At 74.8% G+C, this 26,214-nt stretch carries 25 protein-coding genes, 1 tRNA gene and 1 pseudogene; 11 read left to right on the top strand and 16 right to left on the bottom strand.

The window, feature by feature from the left end; all coding sequences use genetic code 11:
- Positions 1-32: 32 nt before the first annotated feature.
- On the bottom strand, positions 33-401 hold the full coding sequence (locus GCU56_RS15730) for a hypothetical protein (protein ID WP_163482681.1): 369 nt from the start codon (positions 399-401) through the stop codon (positions 33-35).
- 595 nt (positions 402-996) lie between these two features.
- On the opposite strand from GCU56_RS15730, the gene GCU56_RS15725 reads away from it, so the two are divergent.
- From GCU56_RS15725 to GCU56_RS15710, 4 genes are all read left to right on the top strand, one after another.
- Positions 997-1,563, top strand: a complete 567-nt coding sequence (locus GCU56_RS15725) for a biotin transporter BioY (protein WP_163482680.1) — start codon at positions 997-999, stop codon at positions 1,561-1,563.
- Between the two features lie 83 nt (positions 1,564-1,646).
- On the top strand, positions 1,647-2,303 hold the full coding sequence (locus tag GCU56_RS15720; RefSeq protein WP_345771874.1) for an energy-coupling factor ABC transporter ATP-binding protein: 657 nt from the start codon (positions 1,647-1,649) through the stop codon (positions 2,301-2,303).
- Positions 2,303-2,950, top strand: coding sequence for an energy-coupling factor transporter transmembrane component T family protein (locus tag GCU56_RS15715; protein WP_163482678.1), 648 nt, complete (start codon positions 2,303-2,305; stop codon positions 2,948-2,950). The genes GCU56_RS15720 and GCU56_RS15715 overlap by 1 nt, the downstream gene beginning before the upstream one ends.
- The gene (locus GCU56_RS15710) at positions 2,947-3,507 is read left to right on the top strand and encodes an MOSC domain-containing protein (RefSeq protein WP_345771873.1); all 561 of its coding nucleotides are present in this window, start codon (positions 2,947-2,949) and stop codon (positions 3,505-3,507) included. The genes GCU56_RS15715 and GCU56_RS15710 overlap by 4 nt, the downstream gene beginning before the upstream one ends.
- Positions 3,508-3,550: 43 nt before the next feature.
- On the opposite strand, the gene GCU56_RS15705 is transcribed toward GCU56_RS15710, so the two are convergent.
- From GCU56_RS15705 to GCU56_RS15690, 5 genes and pseudogenes are all read right to left on the bottom strand, one after another.
- The gene (locus tag GCU56_RS15705; protein ID WP_163482677.1) at positions 3,551-3,967 is read right to left on the bottom strand and encodes a thioesterase family protein; all 417 of its coding nucleotides are present in this window, start codon (positions 3,965-3,967) and stop codon (positions 3,551-3,553) included.
- 111 nt (positions 3,968-4,078) lie between these two features.
- Positions 4,079-5,749: an energy-dependent translational throttle protein EttA gene (gene ettA, locus GCU56_RS15700; RefSeq protein WP_163482676.1), complete on the bottom strand. Its 1,671-nt coding sequence runs from the start codon at positions 5,747-5,749 to the stop codon at positions 4,079-4,081.
- 101 nt (positions 5,750-5,850) lie between these two features.
- A complete protein-coding gene (locus tag GCU56_RS25265; protein WP_345771878.1) occupies positions 5,851-5,997 on the bottom strand; it encodes a hypothetical protein in 147 nt (48 codons plus the stop codon).
- Positions 5,998-6,134: 137 nt separating this feature from the next.
- Positions 6,135-6,563: pseudogene (locus GCU56_RS25260) on the bottom strand (single-stranded DNA-binding protein); the annotation flags it as partial.
- A 7-nt stretch (positions 6,564-6,570) separates the two neighbouring features.
- Positions 6,571-7,377, bottom strand: a complete 807-nt coding sequence (locus tag GCU56_RS15690; protein ID WP_163482675.1) for a methyltransferase domain-containing protein — start codon at positions 7,375-7,377, stop codon at positions 6,571-6,573.
- Positions 7,378-7,512: 135 nt separating this feature from the next.
- Here GCU56_RS15690 and GCU56_RS15685 point away from each other — a divergent pair.
- Positions 7,513-7,585: transfer RNA gene (locus tag GCU56_RS15685), tRNA-Arg, on the top strand.
- A gap of 160 nt (positions 7,586-7,745) precedes the next feature.
- Positions 7,746-8,498, top strand: coding sequence for a DUF4333 domain-containing protein (locus GCU56_RS25255; RefSeq protein ID WP_204332166.1), 753 nt, complete (start codon positions 7,746-7,748; stop codon positions 8,496-8,498).
- 67 nt (positions 8,499-8,565) lie between these two features.
- Here GCU56_RS25255 and GCU56_RS15675 read toward each other — a convergent pair whose 3' ends face one another.
- A complete protein-coding gene (locus GCU56_RS15675) occupies positions 8,566-9,603 on the bottom strand; it encodes an LLM class flavin-dependent oxidoreductase (protein WP_163482674.1) in 1,038 nt (345 codons plus the stop codon).
- 69 nt (positions 9,604-9,672) lie between these two features.
- Positions 9,673-10,044 (bottom strand): VOC family protein, encoded by a 372-nt coding sequence (locus tag GCU56_RS15670; RefSeq protein WP_163482673.1) that lies wholly within the window; start codon positions 10,042-10,044, stop codon positions 9,673-9,675.
- Positions 10,045-10,360: 316 nt separating this feature from the next.
- On the opposite strand from GCU56_RS15670, the gene GCU56_RS15665 reads away from it, so the two are divergent.
- A complete protein-coding gene (locus GCU56_RS15665) occupies positions 10,361-12,367 on the top strand; it encodes a putative bifunctional diguanylate cyclase/phosphodiesterase (RefSeq protein WP_345771872.1) in 2,007 nt (668 codons plus the stop codon).
- 10 nt (positions 12,368-12,377) lie between these two features.
- Here the strand turns inward: GCU56_RS15665 and GCU56_RS15660 are convergent, their stop codons facing one another.
- The gene (locus GCU56_RS15660) at positions 12,378-12,875 is read right to left on the bottom strand and encodes a hypothetical protein (RefSeq protein ID WP_163482672.1); all 498 of its coding nucleotides are present in this window, start codon (positions 12,873-12,875) and stop codon (positions 12,378-12,380) included.
- Positions 12,876-12,958: 83 nt separating this feature from the next.
- A complete protein-coding gene (locus GCU56_RS15655) occupies positions 12,959-13,753 on the bottom strand; it encodes a GDSL-type esterase/lipase family protein (protein ID WP_163482671.1) in 795 nt (264 codons plus the stop codon).
- Positions 13,754-13,851: 98 nt separating this feature from the next.
- Between GCU56_RS15655 and GCU56_RS15650 the strand changes: the two genes are divergently transcribed.
- Together GCU56_RS15650 and GCU56_RS15645 are read left to right on the top strand one after the other, a co-directional pair.
- On the top strand, positions 13,852-14,637 hold the full coding sequence (locus GCU56_RS15650) for a transglutaminase-like domain-containing protein (protein ID WP_163482670.1): 786 nt from the start codon (positions 13,852-13,854) through the stop codon (positions 14,635-14,637).
- 31 nt (positions 14,638-14,668) lie between these two features.
- A complete protein-coding gene (locus GCU56_RS15645) occupies positions 14,669-15,196 on the top strand; it encodes an NUDIX domain-containing protein (protein WP_163482669.1) in 528 nt (175 codons plus the stop codon).
- A gap of 161 nt (positions 15,197-15,357) precedes the next feature.
- Here GCU56_RS15645 and GCU56_RS15640 read toward each other — a convergent pair whose 3' ends face one another.
- A complete protein-coding gene (locus GCU56_RS15640; RefSeq protein WP_345771871.1) occupies positions 15,358-16,788 on the bottom strand; it encodes a dihydrolipoyl dehydrogenase family protein in 1,431 nt (476 codons plus the stop codon).
- A gap of 35 nt (positions 16,789-16,823) precedes the next feature.
- Here GCU56_RS15640 and GCU56_RS15635 point away from each other — a divergent pair, with 35 nt between their 5' ends.
- Both GCU56_RS15635 and GCU56_RS15630 read left to right on the top strand, forming a co-directional pair.
- Positions 16,824-17,336, top strand: coding sequence for a flavin reductase family protein (locus GCU56_RS15635; RefSeq protein ID WP_163482668.1), 513 nt, complete (start codon positions 16,824-16,826; stop codon positions 17,334-17,336).
- Positions 17,337-17,430: 94 nt separating this feature from the next.
- Positions 17,431-20,034 (top strand): bifunctional FO biosynthesis protein CofGH, encoded by a 2,604-nt coding sequence (locus GCU56_RS15630; protein ID WP_163482667.1) that lies wholly within the window; start codon positions 17,431-17,433, stop codon positions 20,032-20,034.
- An 18-nt stretch (positions 20,035-20,052) separates the two neighbouring features.
- Here the strand turns inward: GCU56_RS15630 and GCU56_RS15625 are convergent, their stop codons facing one another.
- The 5 genes from GCU56_RS15625 to GCU56_RS15605 are packed head-to-tail and all read right to left on the bottom strand — an operon-like array spanning position 20,053 to position 26,210.
- Positions 20,053-21,921, bottom strand: a complete 1,869-nt coding sequence (locus GCU56_RS15625; protein WP_163482666.1) for an EAL domain-containing protein — start codon at positions 21,919-21,921, stop codon at positions 20,053-20,055.
- A gap of 52 nt (positions 21,922-21,973) precedes the next feature.
- A complete protein-coding gene (locus tag GCU56_RS15620) occupies positions 21,974-22,837 on the bottom strand; it encodes an HAD-IIA family hydrolase (protein ID WP_163482665.1) in 864 nt (287 codons plus the stop codon).
- The gene (locus GCU56_RS15615; RefSeq protein WP_163482664.1) at positions 22,830-24,311 is read right to left on the bottom strand and encodes a biotin carboxyl carrier protein; all 1,482 of its coding nucleotides are present in this window, start codon (positions 24,309-24,311) and stop codon (positions 22,830-22,832) included. Before GCU56_RS15615 ends, GCU56_RS15620 begins: the two co-directional genes overlap by 8 nt.
- Positions 24,311-25,723 carry an acetyl-CoA carboxylase biotin carboxylase subunit gene (locus GCU56_RS15610; RefSeq protein WP_345771870.1) on the bottom strand — a complete coding sequence of 471 codons (1,413 nt, stop codon included), beginning with the start codon at positions 25,721-25,723 and terminating at the stop codon, positions 24,311-24,313. Before GCU56_RS15610 ends, GCU56_RS15615 begins: the two co-directional genes overlap by 1 nt.
- Positions 25,662-26,210, bottom strand: a complete 549-nt coding sequence (locus GCU56_RS15605) for an acetyl-CoA carboxylase biotin carboxyl carrier protein (RefSeq protein WP_345771869.1) — start codon at positions 26,208-26,210, stop codon at positions 25,662-25,664. The genes GCU56_RS15610 and GCU56_RS15605 overlap by 62 nt, the downstream gene beginning before the upstream one ends.
- Between the last annotated feature and the right edge of the window lie 4 nt (positions 26,211-26,214).

Raw genomic sequence — 26,214 nt, 5'->3', positions numbered from 1 at the left:
CCGGCCCGTGGGCCCGGCGGCGCCGCGGCGGATCAGACGCTGACGGTGCTCGCGACGGCCCTGAGCTTGTGCCGGGCGAGGGCGAGGTTCGCGGTCACGCGGTTGAGCACCAGGTAGATGAACAGGCCGGAGTTGCCCTGCCCCTTGAGCACGTTGATCAGGTGGTACTGGTTCTGCAACGTGATCAGGACGTCCTCGATCTCGTCCTTGAGCTCGAGGTCGGAGATGGTCCGGAGCTTCGCCCGCACCACGTTCGAGTTGCCGGCGGCCGCGACGTTGAGGTCGAACCCGGGCGTGCCGCCGGCCGCGAGGGCCATCCCGCTGTCGATGTCGACGATCGCGGCGCCGCTGGCGCCGTCGATCGCGAGCAGGTCGGCGATGACGTTGTCGAGATGTGCCACGGATGGAGCTCCTGTCGTCTCGTGGGAGGACCACAGCGGGGTGCTGTGGGTCCGGTCGGGAGGTGCCCCGGGTGGACCGGACGAGCCGGACACCTGTCGGCGCGCGGTGTGCCGGGGCGGCGTCGCCGTCCCGCCGACGCGTGTCGCACCGGTGGGAGCGCGGTCCCGAGCCGTCTCGCCGGGAGCGGGAGGCACGACCGGCGGGTGCCGTGCGGGCCGGGGGGTCTCCCGGTCCGCACCCTGCGGCTGGACCGCGGGGAGCTCGCGCGGTGCGGAGCGTCCCCCCGACCACAGGGACGCCCACCACCCGGTTGCCATGCCACGATCCGCTTCCGACGAGGGGCTCAAGACCCCCACACAAACACGCCCCCGGGAGGCCGGGCAAACCGGCCGACGTATCTGCAGGTGAGCGCGTCGACACCGACCGCGACCGGCTCCGGGGGTGCCCCGGCGGCGCCGGAGGCGACCGGGACGAGGGTGGGCCACGGACCCGGGGGCGGACGGAAACCGCGCGGCGGCCGCCGCCCCGGCCTCGGGTACGTTCCGCGGGGGACCGAACGGGCGGGCACCGCCCCGCCGTCATGAGGAGAGCGCCGTGAAGACCAGGGACCTCGCCTACGTCGCGCTCTTCGCCGCGATCGTGGCCGTGCTGGGGCTGCTGCCGCCGGTTCCCGTGCCGGGGATCCCGGTGCCGATCACGGCGCAGACCCTCGGCGTGATGCTGGCCGGCTCGGTGCTCGGCGCCCGTCGGGGGGGTCTGGCGCTGCTGGTCTTCCTGGCCGTGGTCGCCGTGGGGGCTCCGGTGCTGTCCGGCGGCCGTGGCGGGCTGGGCGTCTTCGTCGGCCCGACGGCCGGCTACCTCTACAGCTGGCCGGTCGCCGCGTTCGTGATCGGCTGGCTCACGCAGCTGACCTGGCGCCGGTTCAACCTCGCCTGGGCGCTGGTGGCCAACCTGGTCGGCGGCGTCGTCGTCATCTACGCGATCGGCGTCCCGTTCACCAGCCTCTACGCCGACGTCCCGCTGTGGACGTCGTTCACGGGGTCACTGGCGTTCGTCCCCGGTGACGTGGTCAAGGCGGTGGCCGCCTCGGTGGTCGCGGTCGCCGTCCGCCGCGCCTACCCGGTGATCGAGCTGCCCGGCCGGCGCGCCACCGCCGGCTGAGCCCTCGCATGCGGTGGGCACGGCGCGGGGCCGCCACGGCGCCTGCGGAGACGCTCCCGCGGACGGCGGTGGAGGTCCGGGACGTGACGCACGCCTACGGCGACCGCACCGTGCTGTCGTCGGTGTCCCTCACCCTGACCGAGGCGCGGGTGGGCGTCATCGGCGGCAACGGGTCGGGCAAGAGCACCTTCGCCCGGCTGCTCAACGGGCTGGTCGTGCCGGCCTCGGGGACCGTGCTCGTCGACGGCCTCGACACCCGGAGCCGGGCGAGGGAGGTGCGCCGCCGGGTCGGGTTCGTCTTCCAGGACCCCGACGCCCAGATCGTGCACCCCACCGTCGCGGAGGACCTCGCCTTCGGACCGACCAACCAGGGCGTGGAGCCTGCGGAGATCGCCCGGCGGGTGGACGACGTCCTGGTGCGGTACGGCCTCGACGGGCACCGTGACCACCCGGCGCACCTGCTCTCGGGCGGGCAGAAGCAGCTGCTGGCGATCGCGGGCGTGCTGGTCATGCGCCCGGAGCGGATCGTGTTCGACGAGCCGACCACCCTGCTGGACCTCGCCAACACGCGGCGGGTGTCCCGCGTGATCGAGCAGCTCGAGCAGGACGTCGTGGTGGTCACTCACGACCTGGACCTGCTGGCGGACTTCGACCGGGTGCTGGTGTTCGAGGACGGTCGCGTGGCCGCCGACGGCTCCCCCGCGGAGACGGTGCCCTGGTACGTGGCGAGGATGGGCTGATGCTGTCGCTGTACCTCCCGGGCACCAGCCCGGTGCACCGCGCGTCGGCGGGCCTGAAGCTGGCCGCGCTGGCGGCGCTCGGCATCGGCTTGTTCCTCGTGTCGCGGGTCGAGGTGGTGGCCGGGGCGCTGGTGGTCGTGCTGGCGGTCGGGGTGGTGGGAGCGCGGCTGCCCGGCCCGGCGCTCTGGGCGCAGGTGCGGCCGGTGTGGATCTGGCTGGCGGCACTGTTCGTCGTCCACCTGCTCGTGACGGGGCCGCTGACCGGGGCGGTGGCGGTGCTGCGCCTGCTCACGCTGGTCCTGGCCGCCGCGGTGGTCACCGCGACCACGCGGGTGACCGCGCTGGTGGCGGTCGTGGAGTGGCTGGCCCGGCCGCTGCGGCTGGTGGGTGTCCGGCCCGCGCGGGTGGGGCTGGTGATCGCGATGACCCTGCGCTTCATCCCGCTGCTGGCCGAGCGCGCGGCCCGGATCCGGGAGGCACAGGCCGCCCGGGGCGCCGAGCGGGTGCGACTGTCGGTGCTCGTGCCGCTGGTCATCGCGGTACTGCAGATGGCGCACACGCTCAGCGAGGCTCTCGACGCCCGAGGAGCCGACGACACCCCGGTGCGCCCGGTGCGCCCGACGGCCGGTCCGGTGGGGCCCGCGTGAGCAGGTCGGTGAGCCCCGGGTGCGGGGCCGGTGTGCTGACCGGGATCTGGCTGACCGATGCCGCGGCCGCTCCGATGCGGCGGGTGCCGTCAGCCCGGCTCCTGGCCGGCCGCGGCCTGGAGGGCGACCGGTACGCCCTCGGCGGGGGGACGTGGGCGCAGTACCCGGACCTGGAGAAGCAGCTCACCCTGATCGACGCCGCCGATGTGGCCGCCGTCGCTGCCGAGGCGGGCGCGGAGCTCACGCCGGGCGACACCCGCCGCAACCTGGTGACGACCGGGATCGACCTGCCGTCCCTGGTGGGTCGCTGGTTCGCCGTCGGCGACGCCCTGCTGTTCGGGATGAAGCGCTGCCCTCCGTGCACGCACCTGGAGCGGCTGACCGGAGCGCGCCTGGTCAAGGCGATGGTGCACCGCGGCGGGATCAACGCCGCCGTGTTCACCGGGGCCACCATCGCCGAGGGTGCTCCGGTGCGCCCGGTCACGGAGCAGGAGGCAGCCGGCCGTGGGGCGCCCACGGGAGCCGACCGGCCGGTGCCCCGCATCGTCGGTGCCTGACCTCCGCCCGCCGGGCGCGGTCCCTGTCGCCTGACCGCCCGGTTCAGACCGCGGGCTGGTCGTCGGTCCAGCGAGCGAGGAACTCCTTCTCCCCGGGGGTGAGCCGGCGTGGCCGGTTCAGCGCGAAGTCGAACGGCGCCAGCACGGTGCTCCCGGTGACGGCGAGCTGCCCGTGGTCGAAGGCCTCGTAGTGGCAGGAGAAGGACGCCGAGCGGATCCCGGAGACCCAGATCTGGACCTCCAGCGGCTCGGCGTCGTAGACGACCGGCCGCTTGTACCGGATGTCGTGCCCGACGACGACGAGCCCGCGGCGCATCCCGGTCCGCTCGTCGTGCGTGGGGTGCTCGAAGAACAGGCTCACCCGCGCCATCTCGAAGTAGCCGAGGAACGCCACGTTGTTGATGTGCTGGTAGGCGTCCATGTCCGACCAGCGCATCGGGACCTGCACGGTGTGCCTCACGGCCGACACCCTGCCGTACGTCGCGCCGGCCGCGTACCCGCCCCCGGACAGACGGCGGCCGGCCGGAGCTGGGCTCCGGCCGGCCGCCGTTCAGGTGCTCGGGGTCCTCCGTCAGTCGCGGGAGAGCTTGCGGTACGTGGCCCGGTGCGGACGTGCCGCCTCCAGGCCGAGCCGCTCCACCTTGTTCTTCTCGTAGTCGGCGAAGTTGCCCTCGAACCAGAACCACTTGGACTCGCCCTCGTAGGCGAGGATGTGCGTGGCCACCCGGTCGAGGAACCAACGGTCGTGGCTCACGACCACGGCGCAGCCGGGGAACTCCAGGAGCGCCCCCTCGAGGCTGGTCAGCGTCTCGGTGTCCAGGTCGTTCGTGGGCTCGTCGAGGAGCAGCAGGTTGCCGCCCTGCTTGAGCGTCAACGCGAGGTTGAGGCGGTTGCGCTCACCGCCGGACAGCACGCCGGCCGGCTTCTGCTGGTCCGGTCCCTTGAACCCGAAGGCAGCGACGTACGCACGGGAGGGCATCTCGACGTTGCCGACCTTGATGTGGTCCAGCCCGTCGGAGACGACGTCCCACAGGGTCTTCTTGGGGTCGATGCCGCTGCGGTTCTGCTCGACGTAGGACAGCTTGACGGTGTCGCCGACCTTGATCTCGCCGTCGTCGGGCTTCTCCTCGCCGACCAGCATCTTGAACAGCGTGGTCTTGCCGACGCCGTTGGGGCCGACCACGCCGACGATGCCGTTGCGCGGCAGGGTGAACGACAGGTCGTCGATCAGCAGCCGGTCACCGAAGCCCTTGGTGAGCTTGCGGGTCTCCACGACGACGTTGCCCAGGCGCGGGCCCGGCGGGATCTGGATCTCCTCGAAGTCCAGCTTCCGGTACTTGTCGGCCTCGGCGGCCATCTCCTCGTAGCGTGCGAGCCGGGCCTTGCTCTTGGCCTGCCGCGCCTTGGCGCCCGAGCGCACCCACTCCAGCTCGTCGGCCAGCCGCTTCTGCCGCTTGGCGTCCTTGGCGCCCTCGACCTTCAGCCGGGCGGCCTTGGTCTCCAGGTAGGTGGAGTAGTTGCCCTCGTAGGGGTAGGCCCGGCCGCGGTCGAGCTCGAGGATCCACTGGGCCACGTTGTCGAGGAAGTACCGGTCGTGGGTGACGGCGACGACGGTGCCGGCGTACTTCTCCAGGTGCTGCTCGAGCCACGCCACGCTCTCGGCGTCGAGGTGGTTGGTGGGCTCGTCGAGCAGCAGGAGGTCGGGCGCCTCGAGGAGCAGCTTGCAGAGGGCCACCCGGCGGCGCTCACCGCCGGAGAGGACGGTGACGTCGGCGTCCCCCGGCGGGCAGCGCAGGGCGTCCATGGCCTGCTCGATGCGGGCGTCGAGCTCCCACCCGTCGTGGTTCTCGATGACCTCCATGAGCTCGCCCTGCTCGGTCAGCAGCGCGTCGAAGTCGGCGTCGGGCTCCCCCATCGCCGCGCTGACCTCCTCGAAGCGCCGCAGCGCGTCGCGGAGGGGCTTGACCGCCTCCTCGACGTTGCCGCGCACGTCCAGCGCCTCGTTGAGTGCCGGCTCCTGCTGGAGGATGCCCACGGTGGCGCCGGGGGCCAGGTTCGCGTCGCCGTTGGACGCCTGCTCCATCCCGGCCATGATCTTGAGGACGGTGGACTTGCCGGCACCGTTGGGTCCGACGACGCCGATCTTGGCGCCGGGGAGGAACGACAGGGTGACGTCGTCGAGGATCACCTTGTCGCCGTGCGCCTTGCGCGCGCGCACCATCGTGTAGATGTACTGAGCCACTGGGCTTCGGAGCCTTCCGTCGGTTCACGAGGGGAGGACGGGCCGGCCGCGTGCCGACCCGCCCCCCGCGTTCTCTCCGTCGATCCTCCCAGCCGCGGCAACTAGACGTGCGCGGGCTCGGCGAGGTCCTCGACGGTCACCTCGTGCAACGCCCCGGTGCCCTCCACGTAGTCCCGCCCGGCCACCGGCATCTCGCGGTCGCCCGGGAAGCCGTCTCCGGCGGTGCCGGAGGCCTCGGGAGCCGGCACGCCCTCGTCCCGCTGGTCGGCGCTGCGGGAGGACCGGCTGCGCTTGAACTCCGCCGTCCCGCGGCGAGGTTCGGCCCGACCGCGGACGCCTTGATCCGCGGGATGCTCCGGCGGCCGCTGTCGGTCTCCCAGCTGTGCGTGCTCAGCTGCCCGTGCACGATCACGGGGTCGCCCTTGCTGACGCTGCCGGACACGTTGCCCGACAGGTCGTTCCAGCACTCGACGTCGACCCAGAAGGTGGCGCCGTCGACGAACTCCTGGCTGCGGTTGTCGAACCGCCGGGAGGTCGAGGCCATGCGGAAGTTGGTGACCGGGCTGCCGCTCTCCGGCCGGAAGCGGCGCGGGGCGTCGACGACGTTTCCGACGACGGTCACGATGGTGTCGTTCACGGTGCTCCTCGGTGTCTGGTGCGCCGGGGCGGCGCGGCCGGCGGGGTGCCGGCTCACCGAGGACGATCGGTCCCCGCAGGACGGCGCCGCAGCCCTGCCCGGGCATCTGTGGACACCGGCCGGTCCTGTGGACGGGCACCCGCGCGCCGTCCCACCCGGCTGCTGGGGTACCGGCATGGACTCGTCACGGGCAGCGGCCCCGCACCACCCAGGCGCGCGCGGTGAGCCGGATCGACCCGCCCTCGGCCACCGGCAGCCGGGCCCGCAGTGCCTCCCGCAGCGCCGCCCGCGCGTCCTCGTCGAGGGACGTCGTGTAGGCCGGCGCCGGCCCGGTCCCGCCGAGGAACGGCGACCAGTAGTCGTCGAAGTCGGCGAACACCGTCGGGACGACGACCTCGCTCACGGCCACGTCGCTCAGCCCGGCGCCGTCGAACAGCGCGCGCAGCGGCTCGGGACGGGTGATGCCGAACCGGCGCCCCTCGTCGAGGGCGCGCGCCGCCGGGTCGAGGTCGCCGGCAGCGTCCCAGAACGCCCGCATGAGCTGCATGCCGTCGGCGTAGTCCCAGACGTAGGCGGCGACCACACCGCCTGGCCGGACGCCGCGCCGCATCTCCGCCACGGCGGCCCCGGGGGCGGGGAGGAAGTTGAGCACGAGGCCGGACACGGCTGCGTCGAACGACGCGTCCGCCACGGGCAGGTCCTGCGCGTCACCCTGCCGGAACTCCGCGCGGGGATCGGTGACGTGCGTGGCGGCGTGGGCGACGAAGTCGGCCGACCGGTCGATCCCGACGACGCGCGCCGGCGCGGAACCGGCGAGCACCTCTCCGGCCAGCGCGCCCGTGCCGCAGCCGACGTCCAGCCAGTGCCGCCCGTGCGGCACGGCGAGGCCGGCGAGGAACCGGCGGGCCACCAGCCGGCTCCACCGCCCGACGTAGGCCTCGTAGCGCGCGCCGCCGACCCACGGTCCTGTCGTCGTCCGGGCCTGCTCCACGGCCCACCTCCCGACGCACTGGATGCCGGTCCGTCGCGCATCGTCGTCCCGAACCGCTCCGGCGCACCAGAGGCGGGCGCGTGCCGGGGCGACGGACGTCCCCAGCCAGGCGAGGGTGCGATGATCGTGCGCCGAGCGCCCGTAGCTCAGCGGATAGAGCAGGTGCCTTCTAAGCACTTGGTCGCAGGTTCGATCCCTGCCGGGCGCGCTCTGCCGCCCGGGCACCGGACCGGGCCCACCGCTGCCAGCTGCCGAGCACACCCGCCCCCGCTTGGACCGGCGTCCAAGTGCGGCACCAGGCGGGGACAAGTGCGGTCGAAGGGCTCGGGGTCACGGTGGTCCGCGTGAGCCCCACCGGAGGAGAGACCGTGACCCAGCAGTTCACCGCCCCGCACGTCCCCGTGCCGCAGCCGCACCGGGCGGCCGCGCAGTTCGCCCCACCCCCCGGCCCGGGCTCCCCGCCGCCGGCCGCGTCCTCCGGTCCGCCACCCGGCGGTGGGTTCGGTCCGCCCCCAGGGGCGTTCGGTCCGCCACCCGGCGGTGGGTTCGGTCCGCCCTCGGGGGCGTTCGGTCCTCCGCCGGCGAAGCCACGGCGGACCGGCGCCGTCGTCGGTGCCGTGGTCGCGGCCCTCCTGCTCGTCGGTGGGCTGGTGGTCGGCGCGCTGTTCCTCTTCGGCTCGCAGGAGCTGGACACCGCCCGGGCGGAGACGGAGATCGTCCGGCTGACCGAGGAGCAGGTGGGCCTGGCCGCGAGCGACGTCCGGTGCCCGGAGGACGTCCCGCTGGAGGCGGGTACCACGACGACGTGCACCGCCACGCTGGACGGGCAGCCGGCCTCCTTCACCGTCGAACAGACCGACGGCGAGGGCAACGTCCAGATCACCAGCGACAACAGCTTCGTCGCGGTCGCCGACGTGGAGGCCGAGCTGGCCGCGCAGGTGGGCGAGGAGGCCGGCGTCGAGGCCACCGCGACCTGCGACGCGGGAGGCCGCAGCGTGCTCGTGGACATCGCCGGGACGCCGATCCCCTGCACGGTGGCCAACGCCGAGGACGCGACCGACAGCATCGACGTGAGCGCGACGGTCGACGAGGCGGGGCAGGTCGGCTACGAGCTCGCGTGAGGTGACCGGTGGGACGACGCGGGCGGTGGTGCCGGGCAGACCCGGTCCTGCCGCCCGCGTCGGGTGATCAGCGCTGCGCCGGGGGGACCCAGCCGATCGCCGGCGCCACGTAGCGGGCCACGGTCTCCAGCAGAGAGGCGTTGTAGTCGACCCCGAGCATGTTGGGCACCGTCAGGAGCAGCGTGTCGGCCTCGCGGACGGCAGCGTCCTTCGCCAGCTCCTCGGCGAGCTGCTCGGGCGCCCCGGCGTAGCTCTTGCCGAACCGCGCGCGGACACCCTCCAGCAGGCCGACCTGGTCCTCACCGGACCGCTCGCCGAAGTACTGCCGGTCGAGGTCGGTGACGATCGGCATGACGCTGCGGCTGACCGACACCCGCGGCGTCCGTTCCCAGCCGGCCTCGGCCCAGGCGGCCCGGTAGCGGGCGATCTGCTCGGCCTGCAGCTCGTCGAAGGGCACGCCGGTGTCCTCCACCAGCAGCGTCGAGCTCATCAGGTTCATCCCCTGCTGCGCCGTCCACTCCGCCGTGGCGCGGGTGCCCGACCCCCACCAGATCCGCTCGGCGAGCCCGGGCGACTGGGGCTGGATCGCCAGCCGGCCCTGCGCCCCGCCGGTCATCGCCGGATCGGCGTCCACGACCGGCTGGCCGGAGATCGCGGCGAGGAAGACAGCGGTCTTGCGCCGGGCGAAGTCCGCGTCGCTCGTCCCCTCGGGCGGCACGAAGCCGAACGCCTCGGACCCGCGCAGCGCCGTCTCGGGTGACCCCCGGCTGATGCCCAGCTGCAGCCGGCCGTCGCTGAGCAGGTCGGCGGCCGCCGCCTCCTCGGCCATGTACAGGGGGTTCTCGTAGCGCATGTCGATGACGCCGGTGCCGATCTCGATCCGGCTGGTGCGCGCCGCGATGGCAGCCAGCAGCGGGAACGGCGAGGCCAGCTGACGGGCGAAGTGGTGCACCCGCACGTACGCGCCGTCCAGGCCCAGCTCCTCGGCGGCGACCGCCAGCTCGACGCTCTGCACCAGGGCGTCACGGCCGGTGCGCACCCGCGATCCGGGGATCGGCTGCCAGTGCCCGAAGGACAGGAACCCGATCCGCTTGCCGTCGTCCATCGCCGGCACTCCTCCCGTAGGTCTCTGGGGAGCGCAGCGCCCGGGCGGACCAGGGGATTCCCGCGGAGCTCAGTCCCCCCGCGGGAGCTGCTGGACCGCCCAGCCGTTCCCGTCGGGATCACGGAAGTAGACGAACGCCCCCCACGGCAACCGCTGCACCTCCGTCACCTCCACGCCCCGGCCGGCCAGCTCCTCGTGGGCCGCCTCGATGTCCTCCACCACGAGCTGGAGCCCCTGGGCCGATCCCGGCGGGGTCTCCACCAGGCCGGTCCCCAGGGCGATCGAGCAGGCGGATCCCGGCGGGGTCAACTGGACGAAGCGGACCTCGTCGCTGACGCGGTGGTCGTGGTCGAGCACGAACCCGGCCCGGCCCGTGTAGAAGGCCACCGCCTCGTCCACGTCGGTCACCGGCACCGCCACCAGTTCGAGCTTCCAGTCCATGCCGCGCTCCTCGCCAGTCGTGGGGGACGACGGGGTCAGCCTCCCCAGCTCCCACCGGCAGGGGCAGCCCGCGGCCCGACACTGCGGCCGCCCGGTGTCCGTTTCGGGGCGCGCCCGCACTCCCCGGGGTCGACCCGCGCCGGCCTGACGGGCACCGATCGGGCGGACCGGCGGGGGCGGCGTCGGTCACGGGTTCGTCCCACCCGTGCCCTCGCGCCCCACCGTCCCCGAATGGTGACTCCACGTGTTCGATTGACCACGACTCTCCGTGCGCGGGGTCCGTCACTTGGCGGCATCGGTCCCTCACGCTGTCGGGGTGAACCTGAGCGCTCCCGACGTACCGCGACCCCGGGCCGGCATCCCCGGGCCCGCCGGCTCGAGGCTCCGGGCCATCGACACCCTGCTCGCCGACCGCGGCCAGCTGTTCCGTGCACTGTTCCTCGCCGCGCCGATCCCCAAGGCCCTGGTCGACCTCGACGGGCACCTGCTGGTGGTCAACGACGCCCTGTGCGCACTCACCGGCCGCACCGCCGAGGACATGGTGGGCCGGCACGTGGACCTGCTCGCCCACCCCGACGAGGCGCCGGTCCCCGACCTGCCGGACGGCGCACCGCTGGATCCCTGGCTCACGGTGGACGGCGAGCGGCGCCTGCGCCGCGCCGACGGCAGCGAGCTGTGGGCACTGCAGTCGCACGAGGTCATCCACACCAGCGCCGGGGCGCCGCAGTTCGTCGTCCTCTCGCTGGTCGACGTCACCGACCGCCGGCGCGCGGAGGAGGACCTCGTCCGCCGCGCCTTCACCGATCCGCTCACCGGGCTGCCCAACCGACGGGCCCTGGGCGACCGGCTCAACCACGCCCTGGCACTGTCCCGCCGGCGCGGGCTGCAGGTGGGCCTGGTGCACCTGGACCTCGACCGGTTCCAGGCGGTCAACGACGTCCTCGGGCACGAGGCCGGCGACCAGCTGCTCACCCAGGTCGCCGACCGGCTGCGCTGGAGCACCCGGGTGGAGGACACGGCGGTGCGCCTCGGGGCGGACGAGTTCCTCATCCTCGCCGAGGACGTCGAGGACCTCGACGGCCTGCGGGCGCTGGCCGACCGGCTGCTGTCGGTGCTCGACGACCCCTTCCTCATCGGCGAGCGGGAGATCGTGCTGTCGGCCAGCGTCGGGCTCACCCTCGGCTCCGACGTCGCCCCCGACGACCTGCTGCGCCAGGCACACGGCGCGCTGACCCGGGCGAAGGCCGACGGCAGCCGCGCGCGCATCGAGGTGCACGACGGCGTCCTCAGCGAGAGCGAGGTGGACCAGCTGCAGCTGGAGGCCGACCTGCGCCACGCACTGGACTCCGACGAGCTGCGACTGTTCTACCAGCCGATCGTGGCGCTCTCGGACGAGACGTTGCTCGGGTACGAGGCCCTGATCCGCTGGCAGCACCCGACCCGCGGACTCCTGCCGCCCGGCGCCTTCCTGGCCGCTGCCGAGGACAACCGGCTGACCTCCAAGCTGGGCGCCTGGGTGCTCCGCCAGGCCTGCTCCGACGCCGCGGGCTGGCCGGCCGGGCTGCGGGTGCACGTGAACATCTCCGCCCGTCACCTGGCCGAGCCGGGGTTCGCGGACCTGGTCACCGACGCACTGGCCGAGACCGGCCTGCCCCCGGAGCGGCTGGAGCTGGAGATCACCGAGTCGACGGCGCTGTTCGCCGCCGAGGCCACCCTGCAGGCGGTCTCCGAGGTGACCGACGCCGGCGTCACGCTCGCCCTGGACGACTTCGGCACCGGCTACTCGGCGATCACCGCCCTGCACCGGCTGCCCATCCACACCGTCAAGATCGACCGTTCCTTCGTCGCCGACGTGGTCACCGAGCCCTCCACCGCGGCGCTCGTGCAGGGCCTGCTCCAGCTCGGCCTGGGCATGGGGCTGCAGGTGATCGCCGAGGGCATCGAGGACCTCGACCAGGCCCAGTGGCTGCGGGACCACGGCTGCGTGATGGCCCAGGGCTACGCCTTCGGCCGGCCCGCCCCGCTGCCCAGCCGGGCCGAGGTCCTCGCCGCCCAGGTCGCCGAGGAGGTGCTCCCCGAGGCCGTGCTCACCGACGCCGCCGTCGAGGCGGCCACCACCGGGGAGACCCCGGCGGTCGGCTCCGCGGCCGAGGACGCCACCGACGACGACGGCACGGACGACGGCACCTGGGACGACGGCGGCACCGACGACGGCGGCACCGGGCTCGGCGCCACCGAGCAGGACGGCCTCGAGCCCACCGCCGCGCAGGACGACGCCGTCGAGCCCGGCACCGCCGGCGCGGACGCCGCCGACCAGGGCTGACCTCGGGGTCTCACCCGCCGGCGGACACCCGGGCCCGTAGGCGGTCGCTGAACTCGACGTCGTACGGCAGGGCCCGGAGCTCGTCGGGTGAGGCCTCCACGCCCCGCGCGCGCAGGAGCTCCACGAGCCACTCCCAGGGATGGTCCTCGCCGGTGTCCTCCGCGTCGTCGGGCAGCACGGTCGTCCGGACGTCTCGGGCCAGGCTCTCGAGGGTCTGGAACCGCCACGGATCGGCTCCGGCGCTCAGCCCGAACCCGCGTTCGCCGTGCAACCGGATGCGCCGCCCGTCGGCCAGCACGGCGAACTCCTCGACGCGGAAGTGGATGCCACCCGGGGACAGCACCGGGGTCCCCGGGACCGGGACGAAGAGCCCCGGTCGCGGGGCAGCCGGGTCGGCCGGGTCATCGACGGCTGCCGTCTCCGCTGCTGCCGCGCCGAGCCGCCGGCGGGCCTCGTCCTCGGTCTCCAGGTCGCACCACGCCCCCAGGCGGACCACCGGTGTCCCCACGCCTCGCACCGTAGCCGCGGTCCCGGCGCGGCAGCGGGGGTGCGACCGGGGTCAGCGGGTGACCCGCGGTCCGTGGGGGCGGCTCAGCCGCGGGGCAGCACCAGCGGCACCGGCCGCTTGGCCGCCCGGCCGTCACCCGAGGACCGGCCACGCAGCCGGCGGCCGATCCAGGGCGCGACGAAGCCGCGCACCCAGGCGGCCTCGTCCGCCAGGGCCGCCCGCAGGGCCCGCGGCGGCTGCGGGGGCAGCGGTGCGCGCCAGTCGTCGCCGACGGGCAGCCCCAGTGCGGTGGCCGCGGCCAGCGCCGTCCGCCGGTGCCCCTCGTCGGTGAGGTGGATCCGGTCGCCGTCCCACATCCGCCAGTCCTGGATCCAGGCTGCGCCCCACTGGTCGAGGACGACGGCGCCGTGCCGGGCCGCGATCGACCAGAGCGAGGCGTTGAAGACCGCCACCCGGCCGCGGGTGCGCCGGATGATCGGCGTCTGCCGCGGATCGACGCCCGTGGCCAGCAGCACGTCGGCACCGGCGGCGCGGAACCGCACCACGGCGTCCTCCAGCGCGGCGGCCAGCCGGTCGGGGTCGGCGCCGGGACGCAGCAGGTCGTTCCCGCCGGCGACCAGGCTGACGAGGTCCGGTCCGGCGGCCAGCGCCACCGGCACCTGCTCGGCGAGCACCTGCCCCAGCAGCCGTCCGCGGACGGCGAGGTTGGCGTACTCGACGTCGCCGTCGGCCACGGCGGCCAGGTGCCCGGCCAGCCGGTCGGCCCATCCGCGGTACTGCCCGGGTCGCTCCGGGTCCGGGTCGCTGAGCCCCTCGGTGAAGGAGTCGCCCAGGGCGACGTAGCGCCGCCAGGAGGTACGCGAGGGCTCGAGCTGCACGCCGTCCACTCCAGCACGGCCCCCGATCGACGGGCGAGCACGGCTGTGGTGAGGCACCACACAGCGCGTGCGACCTGCGGCGACGCGACGATGGGCGCATGCGCACCGACGTCGCGGCGACCCTGACCATCTCCTCCCCCGCACCCGCGACCGCGCTGCTGCAGGTGGCCGCCGCCGCGCCGGCCACCGAGCAGCTGACCGTGCTGTGCGAGGGCCGGCCGCTGGCGATCGAGGAGTTCGCCGTCGGCGAGGCCCGCGTGCACCGGGTCGAGCTCGGCGAGGGGACGACGACGGTGGCCTACACGGCCGCGGTCGAGGGCGACGGCCCGCCCCGGCCGGTGACGCCGGCGGCCTGGGCCGAGGCGCTGCGGCCCAGCCGCTACTGCCCGTCCGACCAGCTGGAGGGCTTCGCCACCTCCGAGTTCGACCGGACGACGCCCCGCGCCGACCTGGTCGAGGCGGTCGCCGGCTGGGTGCACGACCGGCTGGTCTACACCGTCGGAGCCAGCCGCCCGGTGGACACCGCCGTCGACACGCTCCTGGCCGGGCGGGGGGTGTGCCGGGACTACGCGCACCTCACCGTCACCCTGCTGCGCGCCCTGGAGGTGCCGGCCCGGCTGGTGGCGGTCTACGCGCCGGGCCTGGACCCGATGGACTTCCACGCCGTCGTCGAGGCCGACGTCGACGGCACCTGGCACGTCGTCGACGCCACCCGGCTGGCCCCGCTCCGCTCGCTGGTGCGGATCTGCTCGGGCCGCGACGCCGCCGACACCGCGTTCCTCACCACGCTCGGCGGGATCGCCCGGTTCGAGTCGATGACGGTGACCGCCACCGTGGAGGACCGGCTGCCGCAGACCACCACCGCGCCGCACCCGATGCCCTGAGGGAGGGCCCTGCCCCCGGCAGGATGGCCGCATGCGGACGACGGGCAGCAGGGAGGTCTACCGCAACCCGTGGATCCGGGTGCGGGAGGACCAGGTCGAGCGGGCCGACGGGTCGGCCGGGGTCTACGGCGTGGTGGAGAAGCCGCACTTCGCCGTCGTGCTGGCGCAGGAGCGGGACGGCTTCTGGCTGGTCGAGCAGTTCCGGCACCCGGTCGGCCGGCGCGCCTGGGAGTTCCCGCAGGGCACCTGGACGCACGGCTCCAGCGGCACCCCCGAGGAACTGGCCCGCGCGGAGCTCGCCGAGGAGACCGGTCTGCGGGCGGGCCGGCTGCGCCACCTCGGTCACCTGGACCTGGCCCCGGGACTGTCCACCCAGGAGTTCGACGTCTGGCTGGCCACCGACCTCACGCCCGGCCCGACGGCCCGGGAGGTGACCGAGGCGGACATGCAGTCGGCGTTCGTGCCCGAGGCGCGCCTGCACGCGATGGTCGGCGACGGCCGCTTCACCGACGGCCCGAGCCTGGCCGCCTACGCGCTGCTGCTGCTCGACCGGGTCTGACCCCCGCGCTGCCGCCTCGGCCGCCGGCAGCTCCGCCCAGCGGACCTGCCGGCGGGCCGGCCCGCGGCGGTCGAGGGGACGCGCGGGTGCGGTCACGGGACGCTCCTGGGGCGGGCGCACGGCGGCGATGGTGGCGGCGCGCCGCCCGACCGGGAAGTGCCTCAGCCGCGCCAGGTCTCCAGCAGCCGCAGCCAGATCTCGCTCGTCGTCGGATAGGCCGGGACGGCGTGCCACAGCCGGGCGATCGGCACCTCGCCCACCACCGCGATCGTCGCCGCGTGCAGCAGGTCGGCGACCGCGGGGCCGACGAACGTGACGCCGATCAGCACCTCGCGGTCGGGGTCGACCAGCGCGACCGCCGTCCCGGTGTAGCCGTCGGCGTACAGCGCGGCGCCGGCGACCGAGCCGAGCGGGTACTCGACCACCCGGTGCGCCACCCCGCTCTGCCGCGCCTGCGCCCGGGTGAGGCCGACGCTGGCCACCTGCGGATCGGTGAACACGACCGACGGCGTCGCCCCCCGGTCGGCGGTGGCGACGAACGGCGACCAGTCGGCCAGGGACACCTGCTCCCCTCGCACCCGGGCGACGATGGCGGCACCGGCCTGGCGGGCCTGGTACTTGCCCATGTGGGTGAGCTGCCGGCGGCCGTTGACGTCCCCCACGCCGTACAGCCAGGGCAGCCCGCGCACCTGCAGCGAGTCGTCGACGTCGAGGTACTCGCCCGGGGTCAGGCCGGCGGAGTCGATCCCGATGTCGCCGGTGCGGGCACGGCGGCCGACGGCCACGAGCACCTCGTCCCCGCGCACCTCGCCGTCGCCGGTGCCGAGGACCGCCTCGGTGCCGTCGCGGCGGGCGGTGGTCACGTCGGTGTCCAGCCGGACGTCGACCCCCCGCTCGCGCAGCGCGGCGGCGACGGCGTCCCCGGCCTCGGGTTCCATGTCCTCGAGCAGCCGCTCCCCGCGGTGCAGCAGGGTGACCTCAGCACCCAGGGCCTGCCACGCGGTCGCCATCTCGCAGCCGACGTAGCCGCCCCCGACCACCAGCAAGCGGCCGGGCGCCGCCTTGGCGCTGGTCGCCTCGCGGGGCGTCCACGGGTCGACGTCGGCCAGTCCCTCGATCGGCGGGACGGCGGCCTCCGACCCGGTGCAGACGGCGACCGCGTGCCGGGCGGTCAGCCGGGTCGTCCTCCCCTCGCCGTCGGTGACCACGACCCTGCGCTCACCGACGAGCCGGCCGGTGCCGCGGACCAGGTCGATGCCGGCGCCCCGCACCCACCGCGCCTGGGAGGAGTCGTCCCAGTCGTGGGTGAAGGCGTCCCGCCGGGCGAGGGTGGCGGCGACGTCCTGCGCGCCCGTGACCGCCTGCGCCGCACCGTCGACCGCCCGCGCCGCCGCGATCGCCTCGCTGCCCCGCAGCAGCGCCTTGCTCGGCATGCACGCCCAGTAGGAGCACTCCCCGCCGACCAGCTCGGCCTCCACCAGGACAGCGGTCAGCCCGCCGCGGACGACCACGTCCGCGACGTTCTCCCCGGTCGAGCCCGCGCCGAGGACGACGACGTCGTAGGTCTGGCCTGCATCCACCGCTTCGCTCACGCGCCCGATCCTGCTGGTGTGGTCGACTGGCCGCCATGCCGGTCGACCCCGCCGCCTTCGCCGAGGCGCTGCGCCAGTACGCAGCGGGGGTGTGCCTGCTGACCGTCCGCGACGACATCGACGACGTCGGCACCACCGTCTCCTCGGTGATGAGCGTGTCGGCCCGGCCACCGCTGGTCGCGGTGGGACTGACCGCGGATGGCTACCCCGCCGAGGTGCTCGGGGAGGTCGGCCGGTGCGCGCTGACCGTGCTGGCCGCCGAGCACGCCATCGTGGCCAGCCGCTTCTCCTCCGCCGGCCGGCCCAGCGCCCGCCACCTGCTGGAGTCGGTGCCGTGGAGCCGGGCGGCCGGCAGCGGCGCCATCGTGCTCGACGGCGGGCTGGCCGCCCTGGACTGCCGGCTGGACCGGCTGGTGACGGCGGGAGACCACGTGGTCGCCCTGCTCGAGGTCGACGCGGTGCCGGTGCTCACCGCGGACGCCGACCCCCTGCTGCGGCTGCGCGGCCGCTGGACCGACGGGGCCGGCGGGCCGGTCCGGCGGCCCTGAGCCGCGAGGGGGCGAGCGGTGGGGCGGACGGGGTCCTCCCCGGGGTCCTCCCAGGGACCCTTCCCGGGCTCCGTCCACTAGCGTCGAGCGCACCATGAGTGCCCTGACCCCGCCCTCCGAGTCCGCCGTGCGCCGTGCGGTCACCCGCGCCGAGCGCGGCGTGACCCTCGACGCGACCGAGGCCGAGACGCTGCTGCACGCCCGCGGACTGGGCGAGGGCGAGCCGCTGGACCGGCTGCTGGCCGCCGCCGGCCGGGTCCGCGACGCGGGACTGGCCTCGGCCGGCCGCTCGGGGGTGGTGACCTACAGCCGCAAGGTGTTCATCCCGCTCACCCACCTGTGCCGCGACCGCTGCCACTACTGCACGTTCGTCACCACACCGGGACAGCTGCGCGCACGGGGTACGGCGCCGTTCCTGTCGCCGGACGAGGTGCTCGACGTCGCCCGCGCCGGCGCCGCCCTGGGCTGCAAGGAGGCGCTGTTCACCCTGGGCGACCGGCCCGAGGACCGCTGGCCGGTCGCGGCCGAGTGGCTGGAGGCGCACGGGTTCGACTCGACGCTCGCCTACCTGCGGGCCATGGCGATCCGGGTGCTCGAGGAGACCGGGCTGCTCCCCCACCTCAACCCCGGCGTGCTGACGTGGGAGGAGATCCAGCGGCTCAAGCCGGTCTCCGCCTCGATGGGGATGATGCTGGAGACGACGGCGACGCGACTGTGGTCCGAGCCCGGCGGCCCCCACTACGGCTCCCCGGACAAGGAGCCCGCGCTCCGGCTGCGGGTGCTGGAGGACGCCGGGCGCTCCGCCGTCCCGTTCACCACCGGCGTGCTGCTCGGCATCGGTGAGGACTACGCCGAGCGGGTGGACGCGATCCTGCAGATCCGCGCGTCGGCGCAGCGGCACGGGCACGTGCAGGAGGTCATCGTCCAGAACTTCCGGGCGAAGCCGCGGACGGCGATGCAGGCGCACGACGACCTGGAGCTGCAGGAGTACGTCGCCGCGGTGGCCGTCAGCCGGCTGCTGCTCGGCCCCAAGGCCCGTGTGCAGGCACCACCGAACCTGTCGGACTCGACCGAGCTCGGCCTGCTGCTGCGCGCCGGCGTCGACGACTGGGGCGGGGTGTCCCCGCTGACCCCCGACCACGTCAACCCCGAGCGGCCGTGGCCCAACATCGACAAGCTCGCCGCCCTGAGCGCCGAGGCCGGGTTCGAGCTCCGCGAGCGGCTGGCCGCCCAGCCGCCGTACGTGCTCCAGCCCGAGCCGTGGCTGGACCCGCGGGTACGCCCGCACGTCGCCGCTCTGGCCGCCCCGGACGGTCTCGCGGTCGAGGACCGGCTGCCGGTCGGCCTGCCGTGGCAGGAACCCGACGAGGCGTGGGCGTCGACCGGCCGCGTCGACCTGCACGTCGAGGTCGACACCGTCGGGCGCACGACGGACCGGCGGTCGGACTTCGACGCGGTCTACGGCGACTGGTCGGAGCTGCGCTCCCGCACGGAGAGCGCCCGGGACGGGCACTCGACCGCGTTGGGCGTCGGCGACCGGGCGGTCCACGCCGCACTGCGCCGGGCCGAGACCGACCCGGCCGGGCTGACCGACGCGCAGTACCTGGCGCTGCTCGGTGCCGACGGCGCCGACCTGGAGGCGCTGTGCGCGCTGGCCGACGCGGTGCGCCGGGACGTCAACGGCGACGACGTCACCTACGTCGTGAACCGGAACGTCAACTTCACCAACGTCTGCTACACCGGCTGCCGGTTCTGCGCCTTCGCGCAGCGCCGCACCGACGCCGACGCCTACACCCTGTCGATGGCCCAGGTCGGCGACCGGGTCGACGAGGCGTGGGCGGCCGGCGCGACCGAGATCTGCATGCAGGGCGGCATCCACCCCGACCTGCCCGGCACCGCCTACCTCGATCTCGCCCGCGAGGTGAAGAAGCGGCAGCCCGGCATCCACCTGCACGCCTTCTCACCCATGGAGATCGTCAACGGCGCCGCCCGCACCGGGCTGTCGTTCGCCGACTTCCTGACCGCGGCCAAGGAGGCCGGGCTGGACTCGGTCCCGGGCACGGCGGCGGAGATCCTCGACGACGACGTCCGCTGGGTGCTCACCAAGGGCAAGCTGCCCACCGAGACCTGGATCGAGATCGTCACCACCGCGCACCGGGTGGGCCTGCCGACGACGTCGACGATGATGTACGGCCACGTCGACACCCCCGCCCACTGGGTCGCGCACCTGCGCACCCTGGCCGCGGTGCAGGACCAGACCGGCGGGTTCACCGAGTTCGTGCTGCTGCCGTTCGTGCACCACAGCTCGCCGATCTACCTGGCCGGGGTCGCCCGCCCCGGACCGACGGTGCGGGAGAACCGGGCCGTGCACGCCGTCGCCCGGCTGCTGCTGCACGGCCGGATCGCCAACATCCAGACCTCCTGGGTCAAGCTCGGTGACGTCGGCACGCAGGCCGTCCTGCGCGGCGGCGCCAACGACCTCGGCGGCACCCTGATGGAGGAGACGATCAGCCGGATGGCCGGCAGCGAGAACGGCTCGCTGAAGACCATCGCGGAGCTGGAGGGCATCGCCGCCGCGATCGGCCGGCCCGCCCGTCAGCGGACGACGGAGTACGGCACCCCGTCGGCCGAGCGCATGGCCACCGCCCGCTCCGACGCCGGCCGCCGCGCGCTCACCCTCTCCATCACCCCGCGCTGAGAGAGGCCCGCCCCCGCCTCAGCGGTGGGCGCCGGTCACCGGCCGGCGGGGCGCGGGGAGGGCGTGCGGCTGCACGGCGGGCGGGTTCTGCGCGTCGGCCGCGGCGGGCCGGCCGAACAGGTAGCCCTGGGCGTGCGAGCAGGCCAGCTCGGCGAGCACGGCGTGCTGCTCGGCCGTCTCCACGCCCTCGGCGACGACGTCGAGGTGCAGGCTGCGGGCCAGCTCGATGATGGACGCGACCAGGGTGGTGGAGCGGCCACCGGCATCGAGGTCCTGCACGAAGCTGCGGTCGATCTTCACGATGTCGGCCGGCAACCGGCGCAGGTAGGACAGGCTCGAGTAGCCGGTCCCGAAGTCGTCGATGGCGATCCGGACGCCGAGCGCACGCAACGCCAGCAACTGGGCGACCACCTGGTCGACGTCGTGGACGAGCACCCCCTCGGTCACCTCCAGCGTCAGCTGCCGGGCGGGCAGGCCGCTGTCGGTCAGCGCGGCGCGCACGGTGGCGACCACGTCGTCGTCGGCCAGCTGCCGCGGCGAGAGGTTGACCGCCATGCCGATCGGCCGGCCGGCCCGCGCCGACCACGCCACGGCCTGACGGGTGGCCTCGGTGAGCACCCAGCGGCCGATCTGGACGATCTGCCCGCCCTCCTCGGCCAGCGGGATGAACTCCACCGGGGGCACCAGACCGCGGGTGGGGTGGTACCAGCGCAGCAGCGCCTCGTAGCCGGTGGTCACGCCGTCGGCCAGGTCGATGGTCGGCTGGTAATGGACGGCGAGCTGGCCGCCCGCGGTGGCGCCGGCGAGGTCCTCGAGCAGCTGCGCCTTGGTGTGGGCGGCCTGGGCCATCCCGTCGGCGTAGCGCACCGACCGGTTCTTGCCCTGCGCCTTGGCCATGTACATCGCCAGGTCGGCGTTGCGCAGCAGGGTGACCGCGCTGCGCTCCGCGGCGGTGTCGGTGTCGGCGGCCCCGATGCTGACGTGCACGGCCAGCGGCCGCCCGTCCACCGTGATCGGGTCGGCGAGGCTCATGAGGATGCGCTCGGCGACCGCCGCGGCGACGGCCGGGCCGCCGTCCACGACCACGGCGAACTCGTCGCCGCCGAGCCGCGCGACCTGGTCACCGGGTCGGACGCAGCCGGCCAGCCGCTGCCCCACGGCGACCAGCAGCCGGTCGCCCACCGCGTGCCCGCGGGAGTCGTTGACGTCGCGGAAGTCGTCGACGTCGAGCAACAGCACCCCCACGGGCCCGGACCCCCGGGTCAGCAACCGGTCCGCGCTCTCGACCAGCTGGGTGCGGCTGGCCAGCCCGGTGAGCGGGTCGCGCAGCACCTGCTGCTCGTTGAGCCGCCACGCGGCGAGGTGGGCCAGGCTGGCGGCGAGGACGAAGCCGCCGTGCAGCGCCGCCCACGTCCACGGGTCGGCGTGGGCGCTCCCGTGGCCGAACACCGCGTGCGGGAAGAGGGTGCCGACCACGCCGTGGTGGGCGAGGACGACCAGGATGGCCACCCCGAAGGGCAGCCAGCTCTGGTAGAGGGCGACCAGGCCGATGACGACGAAGAAGTGGAAGTGCGCCTCGGTCAGCCCGTCCAGGAGGTACACGAGCGCGATCGACGCGCCCAGGAGGCTGAGCGTGGTGGCCGCGGACGCGACCCGGCGTCCCCGGCCCGGCAGCAGCAGGAGGGCCATCGGGTAGGTCACCCCCAGCACCGTCAGCAGCGCGGTCCCCGCCGAGTGACCGGTGGCCAGGGCGAGGAGCAGCAGCCCGGCCGCCTGCAGCACGGCGACCCACAGGAGCACGCGGTGCCGGCGCAGCCAGACCCCGTCGGGCAGCCGCCGGCCTTCGGGCAGCAGCGCGGCGAGCCGGCTCAGGGATGTCGGGTGCACACCGGTGTGATCGACCGGATCGGCACCCGGTGCAGTCCCCCGGGCGTCCCGGTCACCCCGACGGGTGAGGGCTCACCGACCGCAGCAGCTCGGCGAGGGCGCCGACGCCGGGGAGGTCCAGGTGCGGGCGGACGTCGGCCGGCAGGTCGGTGAAGGACTCCGCGTGCCCGATCCCGGTGTGGACGGCGACCGCCAGCGCCTCGCCCCGGTGCGCCATCGGCACCTCCAGCTCCGGGTCGTCGCCGACCACCGCCAGCTCGGCCGGCGGCACGCCCAGCCGCCGGCCCGCCGTCTGCAGGGCGCGCAGCGACGGCTTGCCGACGACGGTCACCTCGCACCCCGTGATGTCCCGGACGACGGCACTGATCGCCCGCGACGTCCCCAGCGACCGCCCCTCCGCCGTCGCGAAGAACAGCGACTGCGACGCGCTGTAGTACTCGGCGCCGTCGAAGACCGCGAAGACGGCGGCCTCGAGCGCCTCGAAGGTGAGCTGCTGGCGGTACCAGCCGGCCATGACCGCGTCGCAGGGCGTCCCCCGCAGCGGCGGCACCGTCTCGATGCCGGCCGCCTCCAGGGGTTCGGTGATCCCCGTCCCGCCCAGCACCATCACCCGCCGGTGACCGCGCTCGAGGAACACGTCGACCGCCGTGGAGGCCGGCGTCAGCGCCTGCTCCGGGGCGACCGGGAGGCCGAGCTGCCGCAGGGCGTCGGCACACTGGGCCGGCGTCTTCACCGTGCCGTTGGTGTAGATGCAGAACCCCAGCCCGCGGTCGGCGAGGGCCTGCACGAGGTCGAGCGCGCCGGGCAGCAGCACCAGGCCCTGGTTGTCGCGGTCGCCCATGACCAGCGTGCCGTCCATGTCGAGCACGAACCCGCGCACCTGCTGGAGCCGGTCGAGGACGGCGGTGTCAGGCAACGGGGGTCCCTTCGGAGGAGCGGCGGACGGTCATCCGCAGGCCCGGGGTGGCGACGGCGAGGTCGTGCACGGTGCGCCGCGACCCGACCTCGCCGAGGAGCGTCAGCACGGGAGCCAGCGACGGGTTGAAGTGGCTGGGCGCCGGCCCGGCGGCCAGCATCGCGTCGACCTGGTCCTCGGGCATGTGCGCCCGCAGCAGCAGCTCCTCGTCGCTGATCCCGCGCGGGAAGCGCCGGCGCAGCTCCTCCGGTGCCGGCGGTGGCGGCTCCGCCTGCAGCTCCCGGGCCCGCGGCCGGTCGAGGATGCGGTCCTGGACGTCGGGCGCGATCTCCCCGGTCGGCCGGCCGAAGCTGCCCAGCACGTACCGGATGACCTGGTCGGGCACCGTGCCGTACCGCTCGCCGATGACGTTGAACAGCGCCTGGGAGACCACCATCTGCGGGAACGGGGTCACCATGATCGGGTACCCGAGCTCCGCGCGGACCCGGCCGACCTCCTCGACGAGGCTCTCGAAGCGGTCCTCCATCCCGATCTCCCGCAGCTGCCGGCGCGTGGTGGTCATGACGCCGCCGGCGATCTGGTGGTGGAGGAACGCCGCGTCGAAGTCCTGCGGCATCCCCGCCGGCAGCTCCTCCGCGGCGGCCAGCCGGTCGAAGAAGTCGCAGGCCAGGCCGAGCGCCCGGTCGTCGACGTCCACCCGGTGGCCCATCTCCCGCAGGTTGGCCACGGTCCGGCGGGCCTCGGGCAGCGAGCTGCCGTTGCCCAGCGCGCCGCAGCCGACCTGCACCACCTGCACGCCCAGGTCCGGCGCGATCGAGTAGGTCAGCGGCGAGAGCCCGATGGTGGCGTGCGAGTGCAGCTCCAGCGCCGTCTCGCCCAGCCGGGCGGTGATGGCGGGCAGCAGCGTCCGCGCCCGCTCGGCGGTGAGGATGCCGGCCGGGTCCTTGACGTAGACCCGGTCGAGGTCCGGGCAGGCGGCCATCTGCCCGGCGAGGTCGGCGTAGAAGGCGTCGTCGTGGACGGCGCTGATGGTGAACGTCAGCGCGCCGACCACCTCGGCGATGCCGGCCCTCTTCAGCCGGCGGGCGGTCTCCCGGGCGGCGTCCATGTCGTGCATCGGGTCGAGGACGACGACCCGGTCGATGCCGTTGGCCGCGAGCCGGTCGTAGACCAGCTGCATCGTCTCCGGGTGCGACTTCTCCCAGGAGATGAACCGGAACCCGGTGCCGATGAACTGCAGCTTCGTGGTCGGCATGACCGCCCGGGTGAGCCGGATCCGCTCCCAGGGGTCCTCCCGGTGGGTGCGGACGGCGACCCCCATCGCGGTGCTCGAGGAGTAGTCCAGCGCCCGGAAGCCCACCCGCTCGAGCAGCGGCGCCACCTGCAGCACGTGCGCCGTCCGCAGGCCGGTGGCGCCCCACAGGCTCTGGTTGCCGTCCCGGATCGACACGTCGACCAGCCCGACGTCGGCCATCAGTGCACCCCCGCCAGGAACCGCTCGAAGAAGGCCGTGTCCACGCCGCCGGCGGCGAACTCCGGATCGGCCAGCAGCGCCTGGTGCACGGGGGCGGTCGTGGTCACCCCCACGATCTCCAGCAGCTCCAGCGCCGCGCGGGTACGGGCCAGCGCGTCGTCCCGATCCCGCCCGTGCACCACCAGCTTGGCCAGCAGCGAGTCGTAGTAGGGCGGGACGACCGAGCCGCCCTGCACGTGGGTGTCCACCCGGATGCCCTCGCCGACCGGCAGCACCACCCGCTCGATCCGGCCGGGCGAGGGGCGGAAGCCGGCCGCGGCGTCCTCGGCGTTGATCCGGCACTCGACGGCGTGCCCGGTGAGGACGACGTCCTGCTGGCGCAGCCGCAGCGGCAGGCCCTCGGCGACGGCGAGCTGCTCGGCGACCAGGTCCAGGCCGGTGACCAGCTCGGTGACCGGGTGCTCCACCTGGATCCGGGCGTTCATCTCGAGGAAGTAGAAGGTGTCCCGCTCCCGGTCGACGAGCAGCTCGACGGTGCCGAGGCCGCGGTAGCCCAGGTGCCGGGTCAGGGCCAGCGCCGCGTCGGCCATCTGCGCGCGCAGGACGTCGGACAGCAGCGGGGCCGGCGCCTCCTCCAGCAGCTTCTGGTAGCGGCGCTGGACCGAGCAGTCGCGGTCGCCGAGCGCGACCGCCGACGTCCCGTCGCCGAGGACCTGCACCTCGACGTGCCGGCCGGAGGACACGAACCGCTCCAGGTAGACCCGCGGGTCACCGAACGCCGCGGCCGCCTCGGAGACGGCGAGGTCGAGGGTGTGCGCCAGCTCGTCGGCCGCGCGGACGAGCTTCATCCCCCGTCCCCCGCCTCCTCCGACCGCCTTCACCAGCAGCGGGTAGCCGACCTCCGCGGCGACGGCCCGCGCGCCGGCCAGGTCCGCTGCCTCGCCGCCGGGGACGACGGGCAACCCGGCGGCCAGCGCGTGCGACCGGGCCCGCAGCTTGTCGCCCACCGCCTCCAGCGACTCCGGCGCCGGCCCGACGAAGACGAGGCCCGCGGCCCCGCACGCCCGGGCCAGCGCCGGGTTCTCCGACAGGAACCCGTAGCCGGGGTGCACCGCGTCGACCCCCGCGGCCTGCGCGGCCCGCACCACCGCGGCCGGGTCCAGGTAGCTCTGCGCCGCGGCGGCCGGGCCCAGTCGCACCACCCGGTCGGCCAGCCGTGCCGGGAGGGAGTCGAGGTCGGCGTCCGAGGCGGCGAGCACCGACTCGATGCCGAGCCGGGCGCAGGTCCGGATCACCCGGGCCGCGATCTCCCCGCGGTTGGCGACGAGCAGCCGGTGGATCCGCCCGATGTCAGCCACCCGCTCCACCACCCCGGTGCTGGCCACCCGCCCCGCCACCCCGGTGCTGGCCACCCGCCCCGCCACCCCCGGCCGGCGCCACGACCAGCAGCACGGCGTCGGCGTCGGCGAACTCGCCGTTGGCGGTGCGGAACTCCACCACGGTGCCCCGGACCCCGGCGTGCACCGGCGTCATCATCTTCATGGTCTCGACGATGCCCACCACGGTGTCGGACTCCACGGCGTCGCCGACGTCGACGAACGGCGGAGCCCCGGGCTGCGGCGCCCGGTAGAAGGTGCCCAGCAGCGGCGGGTGCACCGCGACCAGCCCCTCCCCCACCTCGGCCGCCGGGCGCTCCTCCTCCGGGGGGCGGACATGGCCGTCTCCGCCCCCGGAGGGGACGAGGGTGGGCTCGCGGAGGACCTGCTGCTCCGCCGTCCACCCGCCGCCGGCCCGGCGCACGGTCAGGGTGAGGCCGGCGGTCTCCAGGTGCAGCTCGTCCAGCCCGCTGGAGTCGAGCACCCGCAGCACGTCACGGACGTCGTCGGGGGTCAGGTCCACGGCG

The sequence above is a fragment of the Geodermatophilus sabuli genome (genome assembly GCF_010686765.1).
GTDB classification, from domain to species: domain Bacteria; phylum Actinomycetota; class Actinomycetes; order Mycobacteriales; family Geodermatophilaceae; genus Geodermatophilus; species Geodermatophilus sabuli_A.
The sequence above is the reverse complement of the archived record's forward strand: the minus strand, read 5'-3'. Positions and strand labels throughout refer to the sequence as shown.